15 protein-coding genes are annotated in these 23,967 nt (G+C 70.8%); 10 read left to right on the forward strand and 5 right to left on the reverse strand.

Features of this window, described 5'->3' with window-relative positions; genetic code table 11:
- The first annotated feature begins 42 nt into the window (after positions 1-42).
- A complete protein-coding gene (locus ACWEKR_RS03580; RefSeq protein WP_452353110.1) occupies positions 43-645 on the forward strand; it encodes a TetR/AcrR family transcriptional regulator in 603 nt (200 codons plus the stop codon).
- 394 nt (positions 646-1,039) lie between these two features.
- On the opposite strand, the gene ACWEKR_RS03585 is transcribed toward ACWEKR_RS03580, so the two are convergent.
- The 3 genes from ACWEKR_RS03585 to ACWEKR_RS03595 all read right to left on the reverse strand — a co-directional run bounded on the left by ACWEKR_RS03585 (position 1,040) and on the right by ACWEKR_RS03595 (position 3,422).
- Positions 1,040-1,249, reverse strand: coding sequence for a hypothetical protein (locus ACWEKR_RS03585; RefSeq protein WP_452353111.1), 210 nt, complete (start codon positions 1,247-1,249; stop codon positions 1,040-1,042).
- A 440-nt stretch (positions 1,250-1,689) separates the two neighbouring features.
- On the reverse strand, positions 1,690-2,304 hold the full coding sequence (locus ACWEKR_RS03590; RefSeq protein ID WP_452353112.1) for a class I SAM-dependent methyltransferase: 615 nt from the start codon (positions 2,302-2,304) through the stop codon (positions 1,690-1,692).
- 32 nt (positions 2,305-2,336) lie between these two features.
- Positions 2,337-3,422: an aldo/keto reductase gene (locus tag ACWEKR_RS03595; RefSeq protein WP_452353113.1), complete on the reverse strand. Its 1,086-nt coding sequence runs from the start codon at positions 3,420-3,422 to the stop codon at positions 2,337-2,339.
- Positions 3,423-3,468: 46 nt separating this feature from the next.
- Between ACWEKR_RS03595 and ACWEKR_RS03600 the strand changes: the two genes are divergently transcribed.
- The 9 genes from ACWEKR_RS03600 to ACWEKR_RS03640 all read left to right on the forward strand — a co-directional run bounded on the left by ACWEKR_RS03600 (position 3,469) and on the right by ACWEKR_RS03640 (position 22,170).
- Entirely contained in the window at positions 3,469-7,374 is a 3,906-nt protein-coding gene (locus ACWEKR_RS03600) for a non-ribosomal peptide synthetase (protein ID WP_452353114.1), read from the forward strand.
- Complete coding sequence (locus ACWEKR_RS03605) at positions 7,361-7,858, forward strand: OsmC family protein (protein ID WP_452353115.1); 498 nt, start codon at positions 7,361-7,363, stop codon at positions 7,856-7,858. The genes ACWEKR_RS03600 and ACWEKR_RS03605 overlap by 14 nt, the downstream gene beginning before the upstream one ends.
- Positions 7,855-15,342 (forward strand): acyltransferase domain-containing protein, encoded by a 7,488-nt coding sequence (locus ACWEKR_RS03610; protein ID WP_452353116.1) that lies wholly within the window; start codon positions 7,855-7,857, stop codon positions 15,340-15,342. Before ACWEKR_RS03605 ends, ACWEKR_RS03610 begins: the two co-directional genes overlap by 4 nt.
- A complete protein-coding gene (locus ACWEKR_RS03615; RefSeq protein ID WP_452353117.1) occupies positions 15,339-16,061 on the forward strand; it encodes a class I SAM-dependent methyltransferase in 723 nt (240 codons plus the stop codon). The genes ACWEKR_RS03610 and ACWEKR_RS03615 overlap by 4 nt, the downstream gene beginning before the upstream one ends.
- Before the next feature lie 80 nt (positions 16,062-16,141).
- Entirely contained in the window at positions 16,142-17,347 is a 1,206-nt protein-coding gene (hsaA, locus tag ACWEKR_RS03620) for a 3-hydroxy-9,10-secoandrosta-1,3,5(10)-triene-9,17-dione monooxygenase oxygenase subunit (RefSeq protein ID WP_452353118.1), read from the forward strand.
- A complete protein-coding gene (locus tag ACWEKR_RS03625) occupies positions 17,344-18,681 on the forward strand; it encodes a class I SAM-dependent methyltransferase (protein ID WP_452353119.1) in 1,338 nt (445 codons plus the stop codon). Before hsaA ends, ACWEKR_RS03625 begins: the two co-directional genes overlap by 4 nt.
- Positions 18,678-20,066: an FAD-binding oxidoreductase gene (locus ACWEKR_RS03630; RefSeq protein WP_452353120.1), complete on the forward strand. Its 1,389-nt coding sequence runs from the start codon at positions 18,678-18,680 to the stop codon at positions 20,064-20,066. Before ACWEKR_RS03625 ends, ACWEKR_RS03630 begins: the two co-directional genes overlap by 4 nt.
- Positions 20,063-21,184, forward strand: a complete 1,122-nt coding sequence (locus tag ACWEKR_RS03635) for a class I SAM-dependent methyltransferase (protein WP_452353121.1) — start codon at positions 20,063-20,065, stop codon at positions 21,182-21,184. The genes ACWEKR_RS03630 and ACWEKR_RS03635 overlap by 4 nt, the downstream gene beginning before the upstream one ends.
- A 14-nt stretch (positions 21,185-21,198) precedes the next feature.
- Positions 21,199-22,170, forward strand: a complete 972-nt coding sequence (locus tag ACWEKR_RS03640; RefSeq protein ID WP_452353122.1) for a fused (3R)-hydroxyacyl-ACP dehydratase subunits HadA/HadB — start codon at positions 21,199-21,201, stop codon at positions 22,168-22,170.
- Between the two features lie 27 nt (positions 22,171-22,197).
- Here the strand turns inward: ACWEKR_RS03640 and ACWEKR_RS03645 are convergent, their stop codons facing one another.
- The gene (locus ACWEKR_RS03645) at positions 22,198-22,959 is read right to left on the reverse strand and encodes a TIGR03943 family putative permease subunit (protein ID WP_452353123.1); all 762 of its coding nucleotides are present in this window, start codon (positions 22,957-22,959) and stop codon (positions 22,198-22,200) included.
- Positions 22,956-23,957 (reverse strand): permease, encoded by a 1,002-nt coding sequence (locus ACWEKR_RS03650; protein WP_452353124.1) that lies wholly within the window; start codon positions 23,955-23,957, stop codon positions 22,956-22,958. The genes ACWEKR_RS03645 and ACWEKR_RS03650 overlap by 4 nt, the downstream gene beginning before the upstream one ends.
- Positions 23,958-23,967 lie beyond the last annotated feature (10 nt).

The raw sequence follows: 23,967 nt of genomic DNA on the forward strand, positions 1-23,967 counted from the left end.
ACATCTCAGATACATGATGCACGTCAATGTAGTCTTATCGGCGTGACTGTCAAGGGACGACGCGCCGAATACGCCGAAGCCACCCGGGCTGCCCTCGTGGAGACGGCCCGTCGGCTGTTCATCGAACAGCGGTACTCCGACCTCTCCGCCGACGAGATCGCTCGCGCCGCCCGCCTGACCCGAGGCGCGGTGTACCACCATTTCGGCGGCAAGCAAGGACTCTTCGAAGCCGTATTCGAGGAGGTCGAGCAGCAACTGACCGAACGTCTGACGAGCGCGATCATCGAGCCGGGCGACCCCTCCTGGGACACTGCTGTCCATGCCCTGAACGTGTTCCTCGACGAATGCACCGACGCGGCCTATCAGCGCATCGTGCTGCAAGAGGGGCCGTTGGCGCTGGGCTGGGACCGGTGGCGTGAACTCGACGAGCGCTACATGGTCGGCCTGATCCGCGACTCGGTGGACCGGCTGATCCGAGCCGGCGTTTTCAAGCCCCGATCGACCGAACTCACCGTCCGTGCAATCTACGGGCTGCTCACCGAACTGGCCTGGGGTATGGCCGACACATCCGACCGGAGCACGCGGCGTGAAGCGGGACAGATCGCGCTCGACATGATCGGTTCTCTCCGCCGCACCACCGAGTGACGAGGGACGTTCCCACGTCCCATCCGATCGTGGCAGAGATGTTCGAGAAGCCACCACGGCCCTCGGCGACGATCTGCCGGAACCATATGCCGCGTGGCCTAAGCAACCAGCCGCTGCTGCGCGAGCCGGTGCCCGACCTCGCGGCGCTCGCGGGGGCCGTGCGCGACCTGGGCATCCGGACCGCCGGAACCCTCGACTTCCTGGCGCGTTCGGCGGCCGTCGTCGGGCGGCGCGGTTCTCGAGTCTGCGCTCGCGCTGCCCGTCTGACGCGAGGTGGGGTGCAGGTCCCGAGGGGTCGCACATCCGCACACCGAGCCGAGCGGCTGGGTCTCGAACGGCGCGCCCACGCGCGCCGTCCGAGTGCGGACACGCCGCCTCGCGGCTGATCCCGATGTCACGCGAGGCAGATCAGGAACGCGTTGACGTTCACCGCGGGCGGAAGGATCCAGGGTAGGCACGGCGGGGCGGAGAACCCGGCCATGGCCTCATGTCGTTGCTCCGCGCCCGGAGCGGGCGTGGATTCGGCGGTGGCCGTGCCGGAAGCGGCGGCGATGGCGGGGGCCATCGCCAGCGCGATCACCCCGGCATGCAATTTCTTGTTCATGACGAACCTCGCTGTCGTCGTGCCGGGCGCCTCCCTGCCCGGCTGTTCGGTTGCCGACGGATGCTCTGGCCGCCGGGGCGACCGGCGACCGGGCGGGACATGCCGTCCCGCTTTCATCGATTACCTCGCTCTTCGAGGCGCTCCGCAAGAGGGCGCCGAAATCTCGGTCGCGTGGAAGGCTCTCCATGCCGATTGCCAGAAAGCATTCTTCTATGAGAAGAATCTCGATCTCGGAGGTGTTTCGACCGACGAGAGGTTCGCGACATCGGGGACGACCGGGCCCGGATCGACGTGGGCGGCGGATGGATGCGACACGGGCAAGCGATTTCGGCCCGGGCGGGCAATGGGCAACTCCCGCTCCGCAAGGCACTGGATGTCTCGACGCCGGCCGTTTCGGTGTGGCGCGGCCGGTGCGGGCGGCGCCGAGACCGAGGTGGGCTTCAGGCCGGGCGTGCGGCCGTGACGAGTTGGTAGGCGCCGTCGACCCGCTCGGCGCGCGGATGGTGAAAGCCTGCCGCCTCGAGCATGGCGACGAGCTCGGCGTCGGAGTACAAGCGCACGCGGCCCGCCAGCGGCGCGGGCATGACCGAGCGCGGCGGCTCGGGTGCGACGGTGTGCAGGACGAGGCGTCCGCCCGGCGCGAGCACGCGATGCAGTTCGGCGAGCACGGCGGGAACGGAGACGAAGAACAGCACGTTCATCGCGGTGGCGCAGGTGAACTGCCGGTCCGGCAGAGGCAACGATTCGGCGGCCGCCTCGAGGACCTCGAGCCGGCCCTCGCGCACGGCGTCCGCGTTCGCCGACTTCGTCAGCGCCACCATGTCGGCGCTGTGGTCCACCGCGGTCGTCCGGCAGCCCGACTCCAGCGCTCGCGCGGCGAAGGTGCCGCCCCCGCAACCGATTTCGAGAAGCCGGTCGTCGGGGGTGAGGTGCAGTGCCGCGAGCGTGTCCCGGAAGATGTCGTGATGGGACTTCATGTCCCGCCACATCCGCCGGGCCAGCGGCCCTCGCGGTCGGCGCAGCAGGTGGTCGACGAACAGGTCGAAGAGAGCCAAGATCGTTTCCTCGGGGGTGTCGGTGCTGGGTGTCAGGATCTGGAGCGCGACTCGACGCGCATGTCTCCGAAGAGGGTCCGGCGCGCCATGGGGCGCGCGAGCACGTTGTGCGGATAGCCGGCGGTGATGGCGGATGCTTCCCGGAGCCGGTCGAGATGGTGGTCGTCGAACTGGACGGTCAGCGCGCCGAGATTGTCCTCGAGTTGCGCGAGGGTGCGTGCGCCGAGAACGGGCGCGGTGACCCCGGGTTGCCGCAGCGTCCATGCGAGGGCCACCTGGGCAGGTGAGCGGCCTAGTTCTCGGGCGACGCGGCGCACGGAGTCGGCTATGGCCAGGCTTCGTTCGCTGAGACCCTCCCCGGCCAGGATCAGGTCCTTGCGGGAGGTGCCCAGCGTCGGCTTGCGTGGCTGCGACGGCAGGTCGGCGCGGGTGTACTTGCCGGTGAGGACGCCACCCGCCAGCGGCGACCAGGCGACGACGCCGAGGCCGAGTTCCCATGCCATCGGCAGCATGTCGTGCTCGGCGGTGCGCTCGGCCACGTTGTACTCCAGCTGAACGGCGATCATCGGTGTCCAGCCGCGCAGATCGGCGATGGTTTGCATGCGGGCGATCTGCCAGGCGGGGGTGTTCGAGATGCCGACGTAGAGTACTTTTCCCGCGCGCACCAGATCGTCCATGGCGCGCAGGATTTCCTCGACCGGTGTCAGGTCGTCCCACAGGTGCAGATAGAGCAGGTCGAGGTAGTCGGTGCGCAGGCGGCGCAGGCTCGCCTCGACCGAGGCGATCATGTTCTTGCGATGGTTGCCGCCGGAGTTCGGGTCGGTGAGCCGCCGCAACGCGGAGTACTTGGTCGCGAGGACGAGGGTGTCCCGGTCGGTGGCGGCGAACTCGCCGAGCCACTCCTCGGCGGTGCCGCCGGTGTAGTTGCCCGCGGTGTCGAAGAAGTTGCCGCCGCGGCTGACATACGCGTCGAAGATTCGGCGGGCTTCCCCTTTGTCCGCGCCCCAGCCCCAGGCGGATCCGAAGGTCAACGTGCCCAACGCCATCGGTGATACGCGCAGTCCCGACCGCCCCAGCAACCGGTAGCAGTCCAACGCATTGTTGAAAAAGATTGTCATTACTGGTTAGTGTAGGCGCGTCGGATTTGCCGAGCAAGGGCTGGAGATGGCGACCACCGTGGATGAAGTTCGCCGTTGCGCTGCAACGGTTCTGGGAATCGATGCGCGCGAGATCGGGGCGCGGCGCCCGTTGCAGGAGCTCGGACTGGATTCGTTCCTCGCCGCCCGTCTGCATGTGCGCCTGGCCGAACGCACCGGAGTCCGCGTTCCGCTCGCCTCCTTCGTCGGAGCCACGATCGAAACCCTGACCGCCGAAGTCGAGAATCGCGGCCGGACAGACGATCCCGCGCCCGGCGCCGATCCGGAGCCGCCGACCGCCGACGTGCCCGACGCCGTCGACGAGGAGGAGCTCACTCCGATCCAGGCGTCCTACTGGGTCGGCCGCGAGGAAGGGATGCCACTGGGCGGGGTGGCCACGTTCTACTACTTCGAGTTCGACCGCGATCCGGAGCGGTTCGTGGCGGCGGACGCGTGGTCGGAGGTCGCCGCCCTCGAGGCGGCGTGGCACAAGGTCGTCGCGCGGCACGACATGCTGCGGGCCGTCGTCACCGACGACGGCAGGCAACGGGTGCTACCGGCGGGAGATCCCTACCGCATCGGGATCACCGATCTGCGGGATCCCGGAAGCGACGCCGCCGCCGAATTGGCGCGGCTGCGGCAGGAGAAGTCGCATCAGGTGCGCGATGCCACGACCGGACCGTTGTTCGACATCCATGCCGCGCTCCTGCCGTCCGGTGCGATGCGGCTGTTCGTCGGCTTCGACATCATGATGCTGGACATGGCGAGCTGGATCCAGCTCATGCGTGAGTGGGGACTGTTCGTCGCCGATCCCGGCGCCGCGGTGCACAAACCTTCCACCACGTTCCTTCGCGTGCTGCGCGCACGCCGGACAGCCGAAACAGAGCGGCGAGAGCGAGACAAGGCGTACTGGCGACAGCGACTGGCCGCGCTGCCGCCCGGTCCTCGGTTGCCCTACGCCGCCGCGCCGGAAACGATTCGCACCGCACGTTTCCGCCGCCATGAGGAACGGCTGAGTCCAGCTCACTGGTCGGCGCTCACCGCCCACGCGGCGCGGCGTGGGCTCAGTCCCACCGCCGTGCTGCTCGCCGCCTTCGGTCTGACCCTGTCCCGCTGGGGCGCCACCGACGCGTTCTGCCTCAACGCGACCCTCTTCGATCGTCCCGATAACGTGGACATCGACGGGGTGGTCGGGGATTTCAGCACTACCGCGCTGGTCGAGATGCCGTCGCCGGACCCGGATTCGTGGCACGGCTTCACCGATTTCGCCCGTCGCGTGAACGCGCGGTTCTGGGCCGATCTGGAGCACCGTTCCTACAGCGGTGTCGAGGTCCAGCGCGAGCAGTTCCCCGACCTGGCCCCGCGCCACCCGGTGGTCTTCACCAGCGGCGTCGGGCTGGGCCAGGCCGACCGCGCGGCGGCGGGGTGGCTGGGCGACGAGATCTTCGGCGTGTCGCAGACCCCGCAGGTGACCCTCGACCACATCGTCTGGGACGAGGCGGGCGGGCTCCGGCTGGCCTGGGACGCGGTCGAAGCGGCCTTCCCGGCCGACTTCGTGGCCCGGATGCTCGGCGCCCATGCCCGCCTGTTGCGTCACCTGGCGGAGGACGACCGGGCGTGGGAAGCCGTCGACCTGGGTTGGAATCCGCATTTCGAGCAGACGCAGCCGCTCGCACCCGGGCTCGGCGCCGGGCTGCTCATCGACCCGCAACGCGAGCAGTCGGCGGCGCGGCCCGCGGCCGCGGCGGTGCTGTCCAGCCGGGAGACGCTGACGCACGGCGAGGTGTCCGCGCGGGCGCGCGCGCTCGCCGGGCGGTTGATCGCGGCCGGGGTCCGTCCGGACGACCGTGTCGCGGTCCTCGCCCCGAAGTCGACGGCACAGATCGTCGCCGTCTACGGAGTGCTCTGGGCGGGAGCGACATTCGTGCCGGTCGAGCCCGAGTGGCCCGCGGCGAGGATCGCCTCGGTCTGTCGCCGTGCCGGAATCACCCATGCCGTGGCCGCGCCCGGCGTCGAACTGCCAGGGAACGTCACCGCGCATCCGCTCGAGGCCGTATCCGGCGCGGTGACCGTGGATCAGCCGGTCGCTACCGCGGACGACGCTCTGGCCTACGTCATCTTCACCTCCGGATCGACCGGTGAACCGAAGGGCGTCGCGATCGAACATCGCGCCGCGCGCACGACCATCGACGACATCAACGACCGCTTCGGCATCGGCCCGAGCGACCGGGTCCTGGCCCTCTCGGCGCTGAGTTTCGATCTGTCCGTGTACGACATCTTCGGCGTGCTCGGCGCGGGCGGGGCGCTGGTAGTGCCCGAAGCCGAGCGGCTGCGCGACCCGGGGCACTGGTGCGAACTCGTGGCCGCGCACCAGGTCACGGTGTGGAACACCGCGCCCGCGCTCGCCGAGATGCTCGTCGAATACGCCGAGGCGGATGTGGCGGCCGCGGCGCGGCTGCGCTCATTGCGGGTATTCCTGTTGTCCGGTGACTGGATTCCGCTGTCGCTGCCCGACCGGCTCCGCTCGGTGATCGGCGAGCATGTGCGCGTCATCAGTCTGGGCGGTGCGACCGAGGCCGCCATCTGGTCGATCTGCCACCCGATCCGGCAGGTGCGGCCCGAGTGGACCAGCATCCCCTACGGCACGGCGCTGCGCGCGCAGTTCTTCCTCGTGCTCGACGAGGAGGGCCGGCCCTGTCCGGTCGGCGTGCCCGGTGAACTGCACATCGGAGGAGCCGGTCTGGCGCGTGGGTATGTCGGCGACGACGAGCAGACCGCGCTTCGTTTCATCCGCCACGACCGGCTCGGCCTGCGGCTGTATCGCACCGGCGACCTGGGCAAGTGGCGTCCCGATGGGACCATCGAGTTCCTCGGCCGCGTCGACCGGCAGGTCAAGGTGCGCGGCCACCGCATCGAACTGGGCGAGATCGAGGCCGTGCTGGCCCGGCATCCGGGCGTGCGCCGCTGTGTGGCGGCGGCGGTGCCGGGGGCGGATGACCGGCCGCAGCTCGTAGCGTACGTCACCGGCGGCGACGCACCGGTCGACACCACGGGACTCGCCGACCACGCGGCGCGGCACCTGCCGCAATACATGGTGCCTTCCCGGTGGGTGCCGTTGGACGCCTTGCCGTTGACGTCCAACGGCAAGGTCGACCATGCCCGGCTGCCGAACCCGTTCCGTCGCGACGCGACCACTGCGGCGTCCTGGATACCTGCCGAAGACGGTCGAGCGGCAACCGTTACCGACGATGATCGGCCCGGGTCCGAAAAGCGCGCTCCAGCACCACATCCGGTGCGATCAGCCGTCGTCGCGGCCGACGAGGACCCAGTCGCGCCGGCCGGAGCTGCGCACCGGGAGCAGGCGCCGACACCGGTCGACGACTGGCTGCTGCACGCGGCGCGGCAGGCCGAAGCGCTCGGGTTGACGCTGACGCTGCGTGCGGAACCCGTCGATGGCGCCGCCACGGACCACGCGGCGGAGTGGATCGGCCGACTGCACGCCTCGGCCACGGCCGCCGGGCTCACCGCCGAAACGCACTTCGGCGACGCGGCCGAACTCGTCCTCACTGCCCCGGCCGCGACCGCGACGGCCGTCCGCGCACGCGTGGAGGCAGTGATCGTCGAGGTGTTCAGCGATCTGCTCGGCCCCGGCATCGCGGTGACCACTCCGTTCCACGATCTCGGCGCGACCTCCCTGACGCTGGTCCGGGCCCATCGCAGACTGCGGCATCTCACCCCCGCGCTCACGGTCCCGGACATCTTCCGGCTCGGCACCGTGCGGCGCCTGGCGGACTGGATCGCCGACCGCGCTGCACCGGACCCGTCGGCGACCCGATCCGGTGCCGTGCCGATCGATCTCACCGGCGCCGCGGCGCGCGGACGCCGTCGGCGGGCGCATCGATCGAAAGCGAGGCTCGCGGATGTCGTTCGCTGACACGGTATTCCGGTTGCGTTCCGCGGCGAGCCGCGCGACCGACCGCAGACAGCGGTTCACCGTGCGTACCGAACACCGCTCGGGCACGCCGACCGAGATGCGGGTGCGCATCGGCCGCCACAGCCTCGTGGTCGACGAACCCGTGGCGGCCGGGGGCGGTGACGCAGGTCCGGACCCGATCGGAACGGCCTTGGCCGCGCTGGGCACCTGTCAGGCGGTCACCTACCGCTTCCACGCGGCGCGGCTGGGCATCGCCATCCATTCGCTGTCGGTGGACGTCACCGCCCAGGTGGATCTCGGTCCCGTGTTCGGGCTCACGGACCCGGCCCAGCCGGGACGCATCGGTGTGCGGGTCCGGATCGACGGCCCGGACGCACCGGCCCGATATCGGGACCTGCATCGGCTCGTGGAGGCCTCGTGCCCGGTGCTGGCGATGATGCGCGGACAACTGGCGGTGGACTCGGAAGTGGAGATCGAATCGTGAACGAAGACAACGCCGTCGCCGTCATCGGAATGGCGTGCCGGTTTCCGGGCGCACCGGATCTGGCCTCTTACTGGGACCTGATCGCCTCGGGCCGCGAAGGACTCACCCGGTTCGAGGACGCGGAGCTCGCCGCTCGCGGCGTGTCCGCCGAACTGCGCGCGCACCGCAATTACGTGCCCGTCGGCGCGGTTATCGACGGCCAGGACCGTTTCGAACCCGAGCATTTCGGCATCACGGCGCGCGATGCCGAATTGATGGATCCACAGCTGCGGTTGCTGCTGGAATGCTCTTGGGACGCGCTCGGTGACGCGGGATACCGCGCGGGCGGGGGCCTCGGCGCGGTCGGCGTTTTCACCGGGGCCTCGCGCAGTGACTATCTGGAGCACAACCTCGCGGCGTATCGCTTGAACGCCGAACGGGATCCGATCGGCCGGTTGCAGGCGGAGACGGGCACGCTCACCGACTATTTCCCGCAGCAGATCGCCTACCGGCTCGACCTCACCGGCCCAGCGGTGGCGGTGCAGGCCGCCTGCGCGACCTCGCTGGTCGCGGTACACCTCGCCGCCCAGGCGCTGTTGTCGGAGGAATGCGATGCCGCCCTCGCCGGGGGCGCGTCGTTGATCGTGCCCCAAGGACGCGGTTACCTGCATGTGCCCGATGCGGTCTTCTCCGCGGACGGCCGCACGCGGGCGTTCGGCGCGGACGGCACCGGCATGGTGCACAGTCAGGGCGTGGGCCTGGTGGTGCTGCGGCGGCTCGCGGACGCGCTCGCCGACGGCGATCCGGTCTACGCGATCGTGCGCGGCAGCGCGGTCAACCACGACGGCGGCGGCAAGGCCGGATTCACCGCGCCGTCGGCGGCCGGGCAGGCGCGAGCGATCGCCGAGGCGCTGGCGGTCGCCGATGTCGGGATCGACGCGGTCGACCTGATCGAGGCGCACGGCACGGCGACCGCATTGGGTGATCAGATCGAGCTGTCGGCGCTGGCCGCGGTGTTCGCCGACCGAACGGCTCCGCAGCCGATCGCGCTGGGATCGGTCAAGAGCAACATCGGCCACACCAACAGCGCGGCAGGCATCGCCTCGCTGATCAAAGCCGCGCTCGCCCTGGACCATCGGCGCATTCCGGCGACGCTGCACGCGCGTCCGGCCCATCCGGATGTGGAGCGCCATCGCGGCCTGTTCGAGGTCGTCGAGCACACCCGGGACTGGCCCGAACGCGACGGCACCCGGATCGCCGGGGTGAGCTCGTTCGGGATCGGCGGCGCCAATTGCCATGTGGTGCTGGAACAAGCCCCTGTGGGCAGCGAGTCGAGCGACCCCGATCCGCGCACGCAACTGCTCTTGGTCTCGGCGGTCACGGAAGCCGGTTGCCGGGAACAGATCGCGCAGGCCGGCAATATCTCGGCCGAAACCGGAGCCGACCATGCCTACACGGTTTCGCGGGGGCCGCATCCGGAGTCCGGGTGGCGTGCCACCGCACTGTTGTCGGGCGATGATCCGCGGCCACGGCCCGTTGCCGCCGGACGGGTACCGTCGCAGCGCCCGGACATCGTCTTCGCGTTTCCGGGCGCCGGTGCTCAGTATTCGGGCATGGGGGCCGGGCTCTACCGCGACGAGCCCGTGTTCGCCGCCCGGATCGACGAATGCGCCGAAGCGATGCGGTCGTTGCTGGACTACGACATTCGCGAGATCGTGACCGGCCGCGCCGCGCGGCAGGACGTCGACCGCGTGCGCTATGGACAGCCCGCCCTGTTCGCGGTGTCGCTCGCGACCGCGGCGACGCTGCGTCACTACGGCATCGAGCCCGACGGCGTCATCGGCCACAGTCTGGGCGAATACGCCGCCGCCGTCGTCGCGGGCGTGCTGAGTCCGCCGGACGCCGCGCGGTTGGTGGCGGTCCGGTCCAGCGCGCTGGCGGACACCGCGCCCGGAGCGATGCTGGCGGTCACCCTCGGTGAAGAGGATGTGCGCGCCGCTGTGTCCCGGTACCCCGAGATCGCGCTCGCCGCCGTCAACGGCCCGGACGCCTGTGTGGTCTCGGGACCGGTCGACGCGATCGAGGCGCTGTCGGCGGCTCTCGGTCGCGCCGGGATCCCCGCGCACAGGCTGCGGGTCGACGCCGCTCTGCATTCTCCCGCTGTCGCGGCGGCGGTCGCGCCGCTGCGCGCCGCGGCGGCGGAGGTGCCGTCGGCTCCGGCCGCATTGCCGCTCTACAGCACCCGCACCGGTCGGCCGGTTCGTGTCCTGGACGCCGAGCACTGGGCACGGCATCTGCGGGAACCGGTGCGCTTCGCGGCCGCGTTGCAGGCCGCGACGGCCGCGACGCCGACAACCGTGGTCCAGGTCGGTCCGGGCAGTTCCCTCGCCGCGCTCGCGCGCCGCAACGCGCCGCCTACGCTGACCGCCGCGCTGACCACCCTGGCGGACCCCGGGGAGCAGGCCGCTGGCCCGGCCCCCGATCGGGCGGCGCTGCTCACGGCAGTCGGTCAGCTGTGGTGTACGGGCGCGGCTGTGGACGTCGAGGCGTTGCATCGCCGCCGCCGCACTCGCCTGCCCGCCTACCCGTTTCAACGCCGCAGTCTCTGGATCGACCCGCCCACCGAGACGGCGGCGACCCAGCCCGCAGCCCGGAACGGCGCCGGTCCGCAGCCCGGCCCGGACGGAGGGATCGGGGCGCCCGCGGTGGTGCTCGCACCGTCCGTGGCGCAGGCTCCGGCGGCCGTGGAGCGGTCGGCGGTATCGCCCACCCGTGCACCGGTGCTGCCCAACGGTCGGCCGGTCGCGACGGAGTCGATCCGTCGGCCCGAATCGCCGGCGCGCAACGACAGCCCGCAACCGGCGCCGGGTGTCCCGTCGCCCGACCTTGTTGTCGCGCAGGACAGCCCGCAACCGGCGCTGGGTGTCCCGTCGCCCGACCTTCGTGTCGCGCACGGCAGCCCGCAACCGGCGCCGGGTGTCCCGTCGCCCGACCTTCGTGTCGCGCACGGCAGCCCGCAACCGGCGCCGGGTGTCCCGTCGCCCGACCTTGTTGTCGCGCAGGGCAGCTCGGAGCCGACTGCGCCGCCCGCCCCGGGGCCTGCCGTGTCGCCCAGGTTCGCGACTGCGGAACAGGAGCGGATCGCCGCACTGTGGAAAGAATTGCTGGGTGAGCCGGTGGTGGACGCCGACGCCGACTTCTTCGCACTCGGGGGCACCTCCATGCTGGCGACCAGGATGCTCGACATCCTCAACGACGGCGAGCACACCGATATCCGCATGCGGGAACTGCTCACTCACTCGACCGTTGCCGCCTTCGCGGTGCTGCTGCGAGATCGCCGCCCGGCGGCGCCCGTCGCGGTCGCATCGGAGGCACCCGGGCCGCCCGCGACCGAGATCGCACGTCCGCAAGACGTGACCAGCGTGGAAAGCACCTTCCCGCTCACCCGGGTACAGCACGCGTATTGGGTCGGCCGGTCGGGTGCATTCGGGTTGAGTGACGTGTCCTGCCACATCTATCTCGAATACGACTGTGACAAGCTGGATCTCGATCGCTACGAGCAGGCGTGGAACCAGGTGATCCACCGGCACGAGATGCTGCGTGCGGTCATCACCGAGGACGGGCGCAACCACATCCTCCCCGAGGTGCCGCGATTCCGGATTCGCCGCCACGACCTCACCGGCTCCGCCGCCGAGGCCCGCGAGGGCACGCTGTCGGACCTGCGGCGTCGTCTGTCGCACCGGGTGCACCGCCCGGACCGGTGGCCGCTGTTCGACGTGCGGGCCGCGCTCCTGGACGACACCACCACCCGGCTGTTCGTCGGCATCGATGCGCTGATCTGCGATGCGGGCAGTTTCCTCGTCCTCGACCGCGATCTGCGGCTGCTCTACACCGACCCGGCTGCCGTGTTGCCGCCCCTGCAGACACGCTTCGCCGATTTCGTGGCGCATACCGGTGCCCGCGCCGAGTCCGCGGACCGCAGGCGAGCGATCGACTACTGGCAGCGCCGGATGGACAGCCTGCCCGGCGCGCCCGCCCTGCCGACGCGCACCCGCACCCAGGCCCAGCCGTGGTTCGCCCGCCGGGAGGCCCGGCTCGCGCCGGGAGAATGGGAGGGGCTGCGGCGGCTGGCGGCAGACCACGGCGTCACGCCGTCCGCCGTACTGCTCACCGCCTACTCCGATGTGCTCGCCGCCTGGTCCGGTGACGAGCGGTTCACCCTGTCGCTGACCCTGATCGACCGGCCGGTGGCGCTGCCGGGAATCGACGGCGTGGTAGGCGATTTCACCACGCTGCTGGCTCACGAAGTCGATCGCACCGAAGGCGGCGCGTTCGCGCAGCGCGTCGCGCGCACCCAGCGACGACTCTTCGACGATATCGATCACCGCGAGTACTCGGCGCTGGACGTGCTCGCCGAACTGTCCACCCGTACAGGGCAGCGCCGGTTGCTGCCGGTGGTGTTCACCAGTGCCCTCGATGCGGCCCATCTGGTCGACGGCGCCCCGGATCTGGAGTGGGCGGGCCGAATAGCGCACGGCGTGAGCCAGACACCGCAGGTATGGCTCGACCATCAGGCGTTCGTCCATGCCGGGGGAGTGCAGCTGCAGTGGGACGTCCTGGAGACCGTGCTCGATCCCGCGGACGCCGACACCGCGTTCACCTCCTACGTGGAGTGGCTGCGCCGCCTCGCCGGTGATCCGGAAGCGTGGACCGCACCGGATTCCGGGACGCGCAGCGGTGATCGCGACGAGGACGTGGCCGCCGCGGTCACCGAGATCTGGGCGCAGGTCCTCGGTGTCGAAACCCGGGCCGTGCAAGCCCATTCCACCTTCGTGGGTCTGGGCGGCGATTCGGTGCTGGCGGTGCGCATGGCCACCATGGTCCGCACGCGGCTCGGTGTGGCGGTACCCGTGGCGGAACTGGTCGGGGACCTCTCGTTCGCCGATCTCGTCGCGTTGATCGCGCAGCGCCGTTCCGGGATCGCGGCGACGGCGGTGGAGCTGGCGCGGCAGGCCGACCCGGCGGCGCCGTTCCCGCTCACCCCGCTGCAGCAGGCCTATTGGGTGGGGCAGCAGCACGGATACGCACTCAGCTACGACTCGGCGCACAACTATGTCGACTTCCGGCTCACCGGAATCGATCCGACCGTCCTGGACGAGGCGGTGCGCCGGCAGGTGGAACGCCAACCCATGCTGCGGGCGATCTTCCTGCCGGATGGCACCCAGCAGGTGCTGCCCGTCGACGATCCGCGACTGGCCGCGCTCCCGATCATCCATCTCGACCTGCGATCGGCCGCGGCCGAGGACATCGACCAGCGGCTGGCCGCCATCCGCGCCGATGTGCAGCGCACCGGTCCGCGGCTGAATCCCTGGCCGTTCGCCGTCACCGCCGTGCGGCTCCCGGACGACGAGCTGAGCTTGCACATCGTGTGCAGCCTGCTCGTGGCCGACGGGTGGTCGGTGCAGCTGATGTTCACCGAGTTGTTCACCTACCTGGACGAACCCAATACGGTGCTGCCGGCGCTCACCGCCCACTTCGGCGACTACGTGGAGACCATCGGGCGCCAGCGCGGCGAACCGGAATGGCGAGCACAGCGGGACTGGTGGTGGGAACGCATCGATGATCTTCCGCCCGCTCCCGCGTTGCCCCTGGCGGCGCCGTTCGATCAGGTACGTCCGGACACGCTGGAACGGCGGGAATTCCGCGTATCCGGCGAGCACATGGCGGTCCTGCGCGACCGCTGCGCCGAGCACAACATCACACCCACCACGATGTTCGCCACCTGCTGGGCCGCGGCGCTGGCCCGGATGGCGGGGCACCGCCGCTTCCTGCTCAACGTGCTCTATCTCAACCGTCTGCACCTGCCGCGCGATCTCGACCACGCCATCGGTCCCTACGCGGGGACCGTGCTGCTCGACATCGCCCTGCCCGCGCGGCCGACGTTCCTGACCGCAGCCCGGACCGTGCAGGAGTCCATCGCCACCATGCTGGACCACGGACAGGTCACCGGCGTCGAGGTCTTGCGCGAGCTGGCACGGCGCAGGCGCGACACCGGGCCGCAGGCGCCCGTCGTCTTCCACAGCACCCTTGGGCTCAATCCGCCCGGCGGCACCCCCGACACGGTGGTCGTCCGCGATTTCTATCAGCGTGTCCGCACGCCGCAGGTGGCCTTGGACATGCAAGTGTTCCAGTGGGACTGGGACGACTCGGTGGTGGTGAACCTGGACGCGGTCGCGGAACTGTTCCCCCCTGGTGTGCTCGACGCGCTGTTCGCGCAGGTGTGTGACATGATCACCGCGCTCGTCGACCGGAACGGCACCTGGACCGCGCCGCTGGAGGTGCCCGATGCCGAACAACCCGCGCACATCGACGCCGCACCGGTCCGGACGGTGGCGAGCGGCCCGCCCGCCACCGACACCGAGCGCGCCGTCGCCGAAGTGTGGCAGCGGATGACGGACGTCCCCGGTGACCTCGACCGCGGCACCGACTTCTTCGCTCTCGGAGGCGACTCGGTACTGGCCATCCGGATGCTGAATCGACTGCGCGCCGAACTCGGCCTGGCCTTGACGCCACGAGAATTCCTCGCCGATCCCACCCTGGCCGCGGTCGCCGCGTCCGCGCGACGCGAAACCGCGGAGCCGTCAATCCCGGGTGACTGTGTGGTGCCGCTGCGCGACGGCGCCGGACGGCCGCTGTTCCTCATCCACCCGACCGGTGGCGATGTGCTCTGTTATGTCGATCTGGCCCGCACGCTGGACACCGGCATACCGATCATCGGGATACAGGACCCGCAACTGGCCGGCGGCCCCGGCCCGGAGACGATCACCGAGCTGGCGCGGGTGTACGAGGACGTCGTGCGCGCGCACCAGCCGACCGGTCCCTACCGGATCGGCGGCTGGTCGATGGGCGGAATCATCGCGCACGAGGTGGCACGCGGGCTGCGCGCGGCCGGTGACACCGTCGAGGCGCTGGTTCTGCTGGACTCGAACATCGCCGATCGCATCCACCATGTCGACGGACGCGGTTTCTGGACCCGCTACCTCGGCTCACTCGCCGCCTACCTCGACCTCGAAACCGGCACGCCCGGCGCGGATTTCGACGGGCTTGCGGACGAGCAGCAACGAGAGGAGATCCGGCGCCTGCTGGCCGCGGCCGGCCTCGTCGAGCGGGGCGACCCGGCCGACCAGCGGGTCAGGGAAGACATCTTCCGGCGTCATCTGCGTGCGCTCGGCACGCATCACACGGGTCATCTCGACGGCGACGGGCTCGAGATCCTCCTGGTGCGCGCCGAACTGCCCGCGCCACACAACTCCGGGGTCGGCATGGGAGTCGACGACTGCTCCGATCTCGAGGACCTCGGATGGGCAGCGCACACCGACGTCGTCATCGACACCCGGCCGGTCGCGGCCCACCACTATGCGCTGCTGCGCCCGCCCGCCGTGTCGACGGTCGCCCATCTGGTGTCGGAACTGCTCGCGATCCTGGACGATTCGGAGAAGCCGTGACCGACGACTATGCCGCCGCCGCGGAGTTCTACGACCTCATGGCCACACCGTATGTGGCCGGCGTGGAACCCGTGCTGGCGAGATTGCTGGCCGAGGTGGACACCATCGCCGGACCGGTGGTCGATATCGGTGCCGGCACCGGCCTGTCCACGATGCTGGTCGCCGACGCGTTGCCCGACGCGCGGATCGTCGCGGTGGAACCGGCGGCGCCGATGCGCGCGGTGCTGCTGTCGCGGCTTGCCGCCCGCAAGGACCTGCGCGAGCGGATCACCGTGCTGCCCCGCGGCTTCCTCGATACGCGACTGCCGACGGGGTGTGCGGCGGTGGTCGCGCTGGGCGTCATCGGGCACTTCGATCCCGCCACCCGGCCTCGGGTGTGGAGCGCTGTCGCGGACGCGCTCGCTCCGGGCGCCGATGCCGTGGTGGAGGTGCAGCGTCCCGGGCGCGTCGAACCGTCGGCGGAACGCCGATACACCACCGCCAAGGCCGGTGACCTGCGGTACGAGGGCTGGAGCCGGGCCGACCCGCTGGACGCGGAGTCGCTCGTCTGGCGGATGACCTACCGCGCCTACGACGGCGACCAGCTGGTGCAGGAGGTGTGCACCGAGCACCACGTATGGCCCGCCGACGTCGACCGCCTGACCGCCGAGGCGCGTACGGCCGGTCTGCGGCTCGCCGATGTGGACTCGGCGACCGGGCTGCTGCGCTTCACCCGCTGACCGATCGCGCCATCCGTGCCGCCCGGGAACGGCCGGCGACGGCCCACCGGATCACTCGACCCGTTAGGGAGGACAACGTAATGACCGACGACGCCACCGCCGTGGTGCTGGCCGCGGTCGGCGATCTGCTGCCGACGCTGCGCAAGCGCGCCCAGGACACCGAGCTGGCCAGGCGGATCCCGATCGAATCGTTGAAAGACATCACCGCTACGGGATTCTTCGGCCTGCTGCGCCCGCGGCGCTACGGCGGGCTGGAGGCGCATCCGGCCGTCTTCTACACCGCGGCGGCCGAACTGGCCTCCGCATGCGGCTCGAGCGGGTGGGTCGCCGCTGTCCTCGGTGTGTCGCCGTGGAATCTGGCGCTGTTCGACGGTCGCGCCCAGGACGAGGTGTGGGGATCGGGCGTCGACGTCCCCCTGTGCTCCTCGTACGCCATGACCGGCACCGCCGTTCCCGTCGAGGGCGGTTACCGGCTCAGCGGCACCTGGGGTTTCGCTTCCGGCTGCGACCACGCGCGGTGGGCGTTGCTGGGCGCGCGGGTGATCGTCGACGGTGAGCCGGTCGATTCGGGCACGTTCCTGGTGCCTGCCGGTGACTATCGGGTGTCGGACGTGTGGCATTCGGTGGGGTTGCGCGGCACCGGAAGTAACGACATCCATGTCGACGAGGTGTTCGTGCCCACACACCGGGCGCTGTCCTCGGATGCGGTGACCGCATGCCGCACGCCGGGCCGGCAGGTCAACGCCGGGGCGCTGTACCGGATCCCGTTCGGCTGTCTGCACACCAGCGCCATCACGGCGGCCATCGTCGGCATGGCGCGCGGAGGGTACCAGGCGTATCTCGAGCAGCAGAGCGGCCGAGTGCGGGCGGCGTTACCCGGCGACGCGCGAAAGGACACCGGTTACCGCGGTGACCAGTTCCGCGACGACCCGGCCACGCTGGAGCGGATAGCGTTCGCCGCGACCGAGATCGATGCCGCCTGGCGCCAGCTCACCGGCAACATCGAAGACATGTACGCGCTGGCGGCGGCCGACCGGCCCATCGGACCGCGTGATCGCTTGCGGTTGCGCCGCGACCAGGTCCGCGGCACCGAGCGCGCCGTGGCCGCCATGGACCGGCTGTTCGAAAGCTCCGGCGGCCGGGCGTTGCGGTCCGACAGCGCAGTGCAGCGTTTCTGGCGCGACGTGCACGGGGGCCGAGCGCATGCGGCCAATGATCCCGAGCGCGTGTACCGCATGTTCGCAGCTGCCGAGCTCGCGGCCGCGTCGCAGGCGCACCAGCCGTGACCGATGAACTGGCCGCCGTACTCGGACGGCACCCGTGGGTGGACTCGGCGCGGTGGGACGAGCGGCGCGCGGCTCTGGTGGTGCGTCCTGCCCCGGAGGCCGTCGCGGTGCGACCTGGGCCCGGCGCGTTGCTCGTGGAGTATCTCGAGCACTGGCGGCACGTGTACGAGTTCGTCTACTCCTCCGGGGAGTTGCGCCACGATGACGATCTCGATCTGTCCGGATGGCGCGCCTCCGACACCGGTGCGGCGTTCCCGCGCGAGCACATGCTGGAGTGGATCGATCACGCTGTCGGGCTGGTGCGGCGCGGCCGACCCCGGACGGTGCTCGAGATCGGCTGCGGCAGCGGGCTTCTCGTTCACCGGCTGGCTCCGGCCACCCGAGGCTACGTGGGCCTCGACCCGGCCGCGCCCGTGGTGGAGAGGCTGCGCGCTCGACGCCTGCCGGGCGTCTCGGTGCTGCGCGCCGCCGCGCACGAGCTCGCCGCCGACCGGGTGCGCGCGGCATTGCGTGGGCTGGACGCGAGCGGGCGGCCGGACTGCGTAGTGCTCAACAGCGTGACCCAGTGCTTCCCGGACGAGCGCTACCTCACCGCTGTGCTCGACGACGCGCTCGACGTCGTGGCACCCGGAGGCGCTGTCGTCGTCGGTGACATCCGCAATCTCCTCGGGGCCCGGGATTTCGCTCGATGGCTGGAACTGGCGCGCGATCCCGGCCTGAGTGCCGACGATCTGGCGCGGCGGGCTGCCGCCCGGCTCGACGCGGACGAAGAACTCCTGTGCGATCCTCGCCTCTTCACCCGGATCGCCCGCCGCCATCCTCGATCGGTGCGGGCCGCCTGCTACGCCAAACCGATGCGAGACGATACCGAGCTGACCCGATACCGCTACGACGTGGTGCTCACCGTGGACGCGCCGTCGCCGGGCCCGCACCGTACCGTCGCCTGGCGCGAGTTCTCCGGCCGCGACGCCGCCGACCGGATCGCCGCGCTCGCCGACATCGTGCGCCGGGAGGCGGCCATGGTCACCGGCATACCGAACGCGCTGCTCGTCCCCGACGCCGCGGACGCGGTCGCGCCCGCTGCGCTCGCGGCGGCGCTGCCACCGGATTGCGCGGTCCTGCTCGATTCGGCCGACGCGCGGCTGCTGGCCGCAGGCCGCCCCGAGCACCAGCCGGAGATGGACGCCGAGCCGCCGCTCGTCGCCTGCAACGACCCGTTCACACGCTATGTGCGCCGCCGGATGCCGGAAGTCCTCGCGGACTATCTCGAATTACTGCGCGGCGCAACGGCACCGCCTTCCATCGTCGTCTCCGAGGAGTTCGCCGCCACATGACCGCTACCCGATCGACGGACTATCTCGCCGACCTGCGCGCGACCTGCCGAGGCGCCGTCCTGACGCCGGGCGATCCGGGATACGACCTGGCCCGGCAACGCTGGAATTCGGCCGTCGACCAGCGGCCGGCCGCCGTCGTACGCTGCGCCGGGGTTCCCGACGTCCGCGCCGCGGTCACGAGTGCGCGGCGGCACGGCCTGGTCGTGTCGGTGCGCGGGGGCGGCCACGAAGTCGCGCGTCACCCGGCGGCGAACGGCTCGCTGCTGCTGGACTTGTCGCGGCTGCGCACGATCACCATCGATCCGATCGCCCGGCGTGCCACCGTCGGCGCGGGCGTCACCTGGGCGGACTTCGATCGCGCCTGCCACCGGCACGGCCTGGCCGTGACCGGAGCGGACGTGTCCACGGTCGGCGTGATCGGTTCGACGCTGTGCGGCGGCAGCGGCTGGCTGCAGCGGATGGCGGGCTTCACCTGCGACAGCGTGCGCTCCGCTCACGTGGTGCTGGCCGACGGCCGACTGGTGCACACCACCCGGGACCAGTACCCCGAACTGCTGTGGGCGCTGCGCGGCGGCGGCGGCAATTTCGGTGTCGTCGTGTCGGTGGAGTTCGCACTGCATCCGATCGGCTCCGTGCACGCGGGCACGCTGCTGTTCCGGCTGGAGTCCGGGCGCGCCGTGTTCCGCGAATTCCGGGAGCTCTGTGCTGAAGCCCCGGACGAGCTGGCGCTGCGCGCGACCCTGCTGCACTGGCCGCCCACCGCGCCCGAGGGGCCTGCGATGGCCGCGGTGACGGTCGCGTACTTCGGGCCCGACGACCGGGCCCGCGCGGCCTTGGCCGGACTGAAACGCCTGGGCGAACCGGAGCTCGACCTCATCCGGTCGCTGGATTACCCGCAGCTGCAACGCAATACCGAGCAGGCGTTCCACGAAGGTCACGGCACCGCCACCGGAACGGAATGGCTGCGCGCGTTCGACGACGACGCCATCGACGCGCTCATCGACCTCGCGGCCGACATGCCCACCCCTTATTCGCTGGTCTCGGTCCATCAACTCGGCGGCGCGCTGCGCCGGGCGCCGGTGGACGCGACCGCGTTCGGCTACCACGACGCCGCCTACCACGCGGTCATGTTCTCCGGCGGGCCGGGCGGGACGGATCTGGACCCGTCACGCCGGTGGATCGCCGAGGTGGTGGCCGCGCTGCAGCACTGTTCTGCGGGCGGGCCCTATATCGGGATCCTCGACGACACCGCGTCACCGGAACGGGTGCGCCGCGCCTACCATCGCGATTCCTATCCGCGACTGCAACAGCTCAAACGCCGCTACGATCCCGACAACCTGTTTCGCTGCAACCACAACATCCCGCCGCTGAACGAGGCGCGATGACCACCGGCGAAGCCATCGACATCGCTGCGCGCGCCGCCGCGGCGATCGCCGATTTCGATGCGCGGCACTGCCTTTCCGCGCGCGGTGACCTCGATCTGTTCGGCCTGCGCGCCATGGCCGCCGCACTGCGACCGGCGCTGTCCGGCGGCAGGGCGCGCACCGAGGACGACATCGCGGCGGCACTGGACGTCGCGCCACGACATCGGTGGCTGCTGCGGCGCTGGCTCGGCGTGCTCGCCGCGCACGGATGGCTGGAACATGCCGACGGACAGACTTTTTCGTCACTGCGGGAGGCCACCGCGCCGCAACGCGCCGATCTGGATCGAGTGTGCGCCGACCTCGGGTTCTCTCCGCAGTTGGCGCGCTTCTTCGCGGCTGCCAATCGCCATGCGCTCGATCTGTTGCGGGACCGAGTGCTCGCCCAGGAGTTGTTGTTCCCGGACGCCGACCTGCTCACCGCCGAGGCCGCGTACCGGGACAACCCGGTGAACCGATACTTGAACGCGGCGGCGGGCGCGATCGTCACCCGGGCCGTGGACGCACTCGCCGCCGACCGTCACCCCGTCCGCATCCTCGAACTGGGCGCGGGTATCGGAGGCACCACCGCCGACCTTCTCCCGGTACTCGACGGCTTTCCCGTCGAATACCACTTCACCGATGTGTCGTCGTTCTTCCTCGACGCCGCCCGGGCGCGTTTCGCGCAGTACCCCTGGCTACGGTTCGACCTGCTCGATCTCAACGCCGAGTTGCCGCCGAAGCGGTCCTTCGACGTCATCCTGGCCGCGAACGTGTTACACAACGCCCACCACTGCGGCGCGACGCTGGGCCGGCTGCGTGAGGTGTTGCGCCCCGGCGGGCACCTCGTCGTCATCGAGTCATGCCGGGAACACTGCCAGTTGCTCACCTCCATGCATTTCCTGATGTCCGCCCGCCCCGGCGGTGTACGTCCCGGTCGCGACGACGTGCGCGCGGGGACCGACCGCATCTTCCTGACCGAAACCCAGTGGCGCGCCGCGCTCATCGCGGCCGATCTGCCCGCCCGGCTGGTTCTGCCCGGGCCGGAACAGGCGTTGGCCGCGCACGGCCAGCGCATCTTCGCCGCTCGAGCCCCACGGTGACTGAGGAGTCCGTCATGTCCCCGCGCCCTGCCGTCGCCACCGGCCACGGCGTTTCAGACCATTACGAGGTGGGCCGGGAGAAGATCCGGGAATTCGCCCGCGCCGTGCAGGATGCGCATCCCGCGCACTGGGACGATTCCAGTGCCGCCGCGCTCGGTCATCGTGGCCTGGTCGCGCCGATCACGTTCGCCTCGGCGGTCGGCTCTCTCGCGCAACGGTCGCAGATGCGGGCCGCGCTCGACGGATACGATCCGGCCCACCTGCTCCACGTGGATCAGGACATCCGCTGTCACCGGCCGGTGGTCGCGGGAGATCGGCTGACGCACGAGGTCGTCGTCGATTCCCGGCGGTCCACGCCGAGCGGTGACCTCATCGCCGTCACCACCGTCATCCGCGACGCGATGGCGAACCCGGTGCAGACCGTGCACACCACCCTGGCCGGACGCGCTCGGGAGCTGGCACCGACCGTGCGGGCCATCACCATGCTCGACCTCCCGGCACCGGCGTCGGCCCGGCCCGCACCGCGAGCCGTGCGATCGACCTCGCTCGCGACGGAGGCGAACGCCGGGGTAGCCGTGCCGGGATTGACGGTGGGCCGACGCTTCCCCCGGCGCGTGTTCCGCTTGTCCCGCGGTGAACTCGTGCACTACGCCGGTGTCTCCGGCGACGTCAATCCGATTCATTGGAGTGACGAGGCCGCCCGGCACGCGGGTCTGCGCATGGTGACCGCGCACGGCATGCTGACGATGGGTCTCGGCGCCACGTGCCTGAGCGAATGGCTCGGCGTCGCGGACGGCGTCGTCGGCTACTACGTGCGGTTCGCGAGCCCGGTCCCGGTGGCGCCCGACAGCCTGGCCGAGATCTCCATCGGCGGCATGGTCCGATCCGTCGACGACGCCATCGGGCGGGCGACCATCTCGCTCACCGCGCAGTGTGACGATGTAGCGGTTTTCGCGGGGGCCACCGCCACCGTGCGCACGAGGTGATCGACGCCCCTTGCCGCCAGGGTGTCTTCATCGATCTTGTTCGTAGCTGTGTTCCGGCGCGGCCACCCGCTGATAACCGGTGACGTGGAGAGTCGGTACGAGCTCGGGATCGTGTTGCGCGCTGCCCGGCTCGACGAAACCGCGGACCTCGAGCCACGCGTCGTCCTCGATCGACTCGGTCATCCCGGCCAAGTGGACCTGCACGTATCGGGCATCGCCGACACAGCAGGTGATGACTACTCGGGCGAGGTCGGCGTCGGGAGTGCCAGGATGCCGCCGCCCGGAATCGTCCGGCCGCATGACGAATCCGCTGACCATCACCTCCCTGCCGTCGAGCGAGCGATCGGCGTCGAGCAGCGCCCTGTTCACCAGTTCGACGAGCCGCAGCGTCGGCACCGCGTCCGCGGGCAGCGGCGGAAACGACCGCTGCTCGGTTCCCGCGCCGGATGATTCGCGCGACACGACCTGGACCCGGCTGCTGGTCGACGCCGCTTGGGCGCCCAGCGCGGGCGGAGCGATGAGCAGCAGCGCGGCAGCCGGAAGCAACAGCAGCCAGTGGACCCGGCCGCTGCCGTGCGCGTGGTCGTGCTCGTCGTCGGCGGACGCCGCGCCGTGCCTGATGTCGCGCCCGATGGCCACCAGTCCCAGCAGAATGAATCCGACGCCGCTGACCACCAGGAACGGATACAGGCTCGGCTTCACATAGCGCAGGTACGAGCCGTCGAGCGCGGTCCACAAGACCGCGCCGCCGATCAACAGCAACAGCAGATTCTGCGTCTCCCGCCTCATCGGGCGCCTCCCAGCAGAACGTATCCGGCGATCGTGCCGCACACTACGGCCACCACGAAAGTCAACGGAGCGAACCGCAGCGCGAACGAGCGCCCGAACGCGCCCGCTTGCATGGCGAACAACTTCACATCGACCGCGGGGCCGACCACCAGGAAAACCAGTCGTGGCAGCAGCGGCAACGCCGACATGCTCGCCGCGACGAACGCGTCGGCCTCCGAGCAGAGCGCGAGCGCGATCGCCAGCACCGCCAGCACCACAATCGCCAAGACCATCCGCCCGGCCAAGTGTTCGTACCAGGTGGGCGGAACCAGCACGTGCAGCGCGGCGGCGGTCGCGGCGCCGAGCACCAGAAACGCACTGGCCTGCAACAAGTCGTGGCGAGCGGCTTCGGTGAAGACCTCCCATCGGTTGCGGCCCACCGCGCAGTGGTCGCGCCTGCCGCCGGGCAGCAGCCACGCCGGCCGCCCGATCCTCGACCAGATCAGTCCCATCACCACCGCGGTGGCCAGCGAGCCGGTGAACCGCGCCGCGACCATGCCCGGCTCGCCGGGAAACGCCACCGCGGTGGCGATCAGCACGACCGGGTTGATGGCGGGCGCGGACAACATGAAGGTCAATGCCACCGAACCCGGCGCCCCCTGCTCGGTGAGCCGACGCGCGACCGGCACCACCCCGCACTCACAGCCCGGCAGCGCCATTCCGGCCAGCCCGGCCACTCCGATCGCGGCGGACTCGTTGCGCGGCAGCACCCTCCGCAGCACCGCGGGCGAGACGAACGCCGCGATCGCGCCGCTGACCAGTACCCCCAGCACCAAGAACGGCACCGCCTGCACGAACACGCCTGCGAAGACCGTCACCGCGGTCTGCCCCCGCGCCGATGATCCGACTACGCGGGCCAAGGGAGCTTGCAGGCCCACCGCCAGAACGATCAGCGCGGCGAGCACGTAGGTCGAGGACACTCTCGTCCGTACCGAGTTCAGCGTATTCTGCGCGAGCACGCCTACATCC

The organism is Nocardia sp. NPDC004573 (assembly GCF_053602135.1).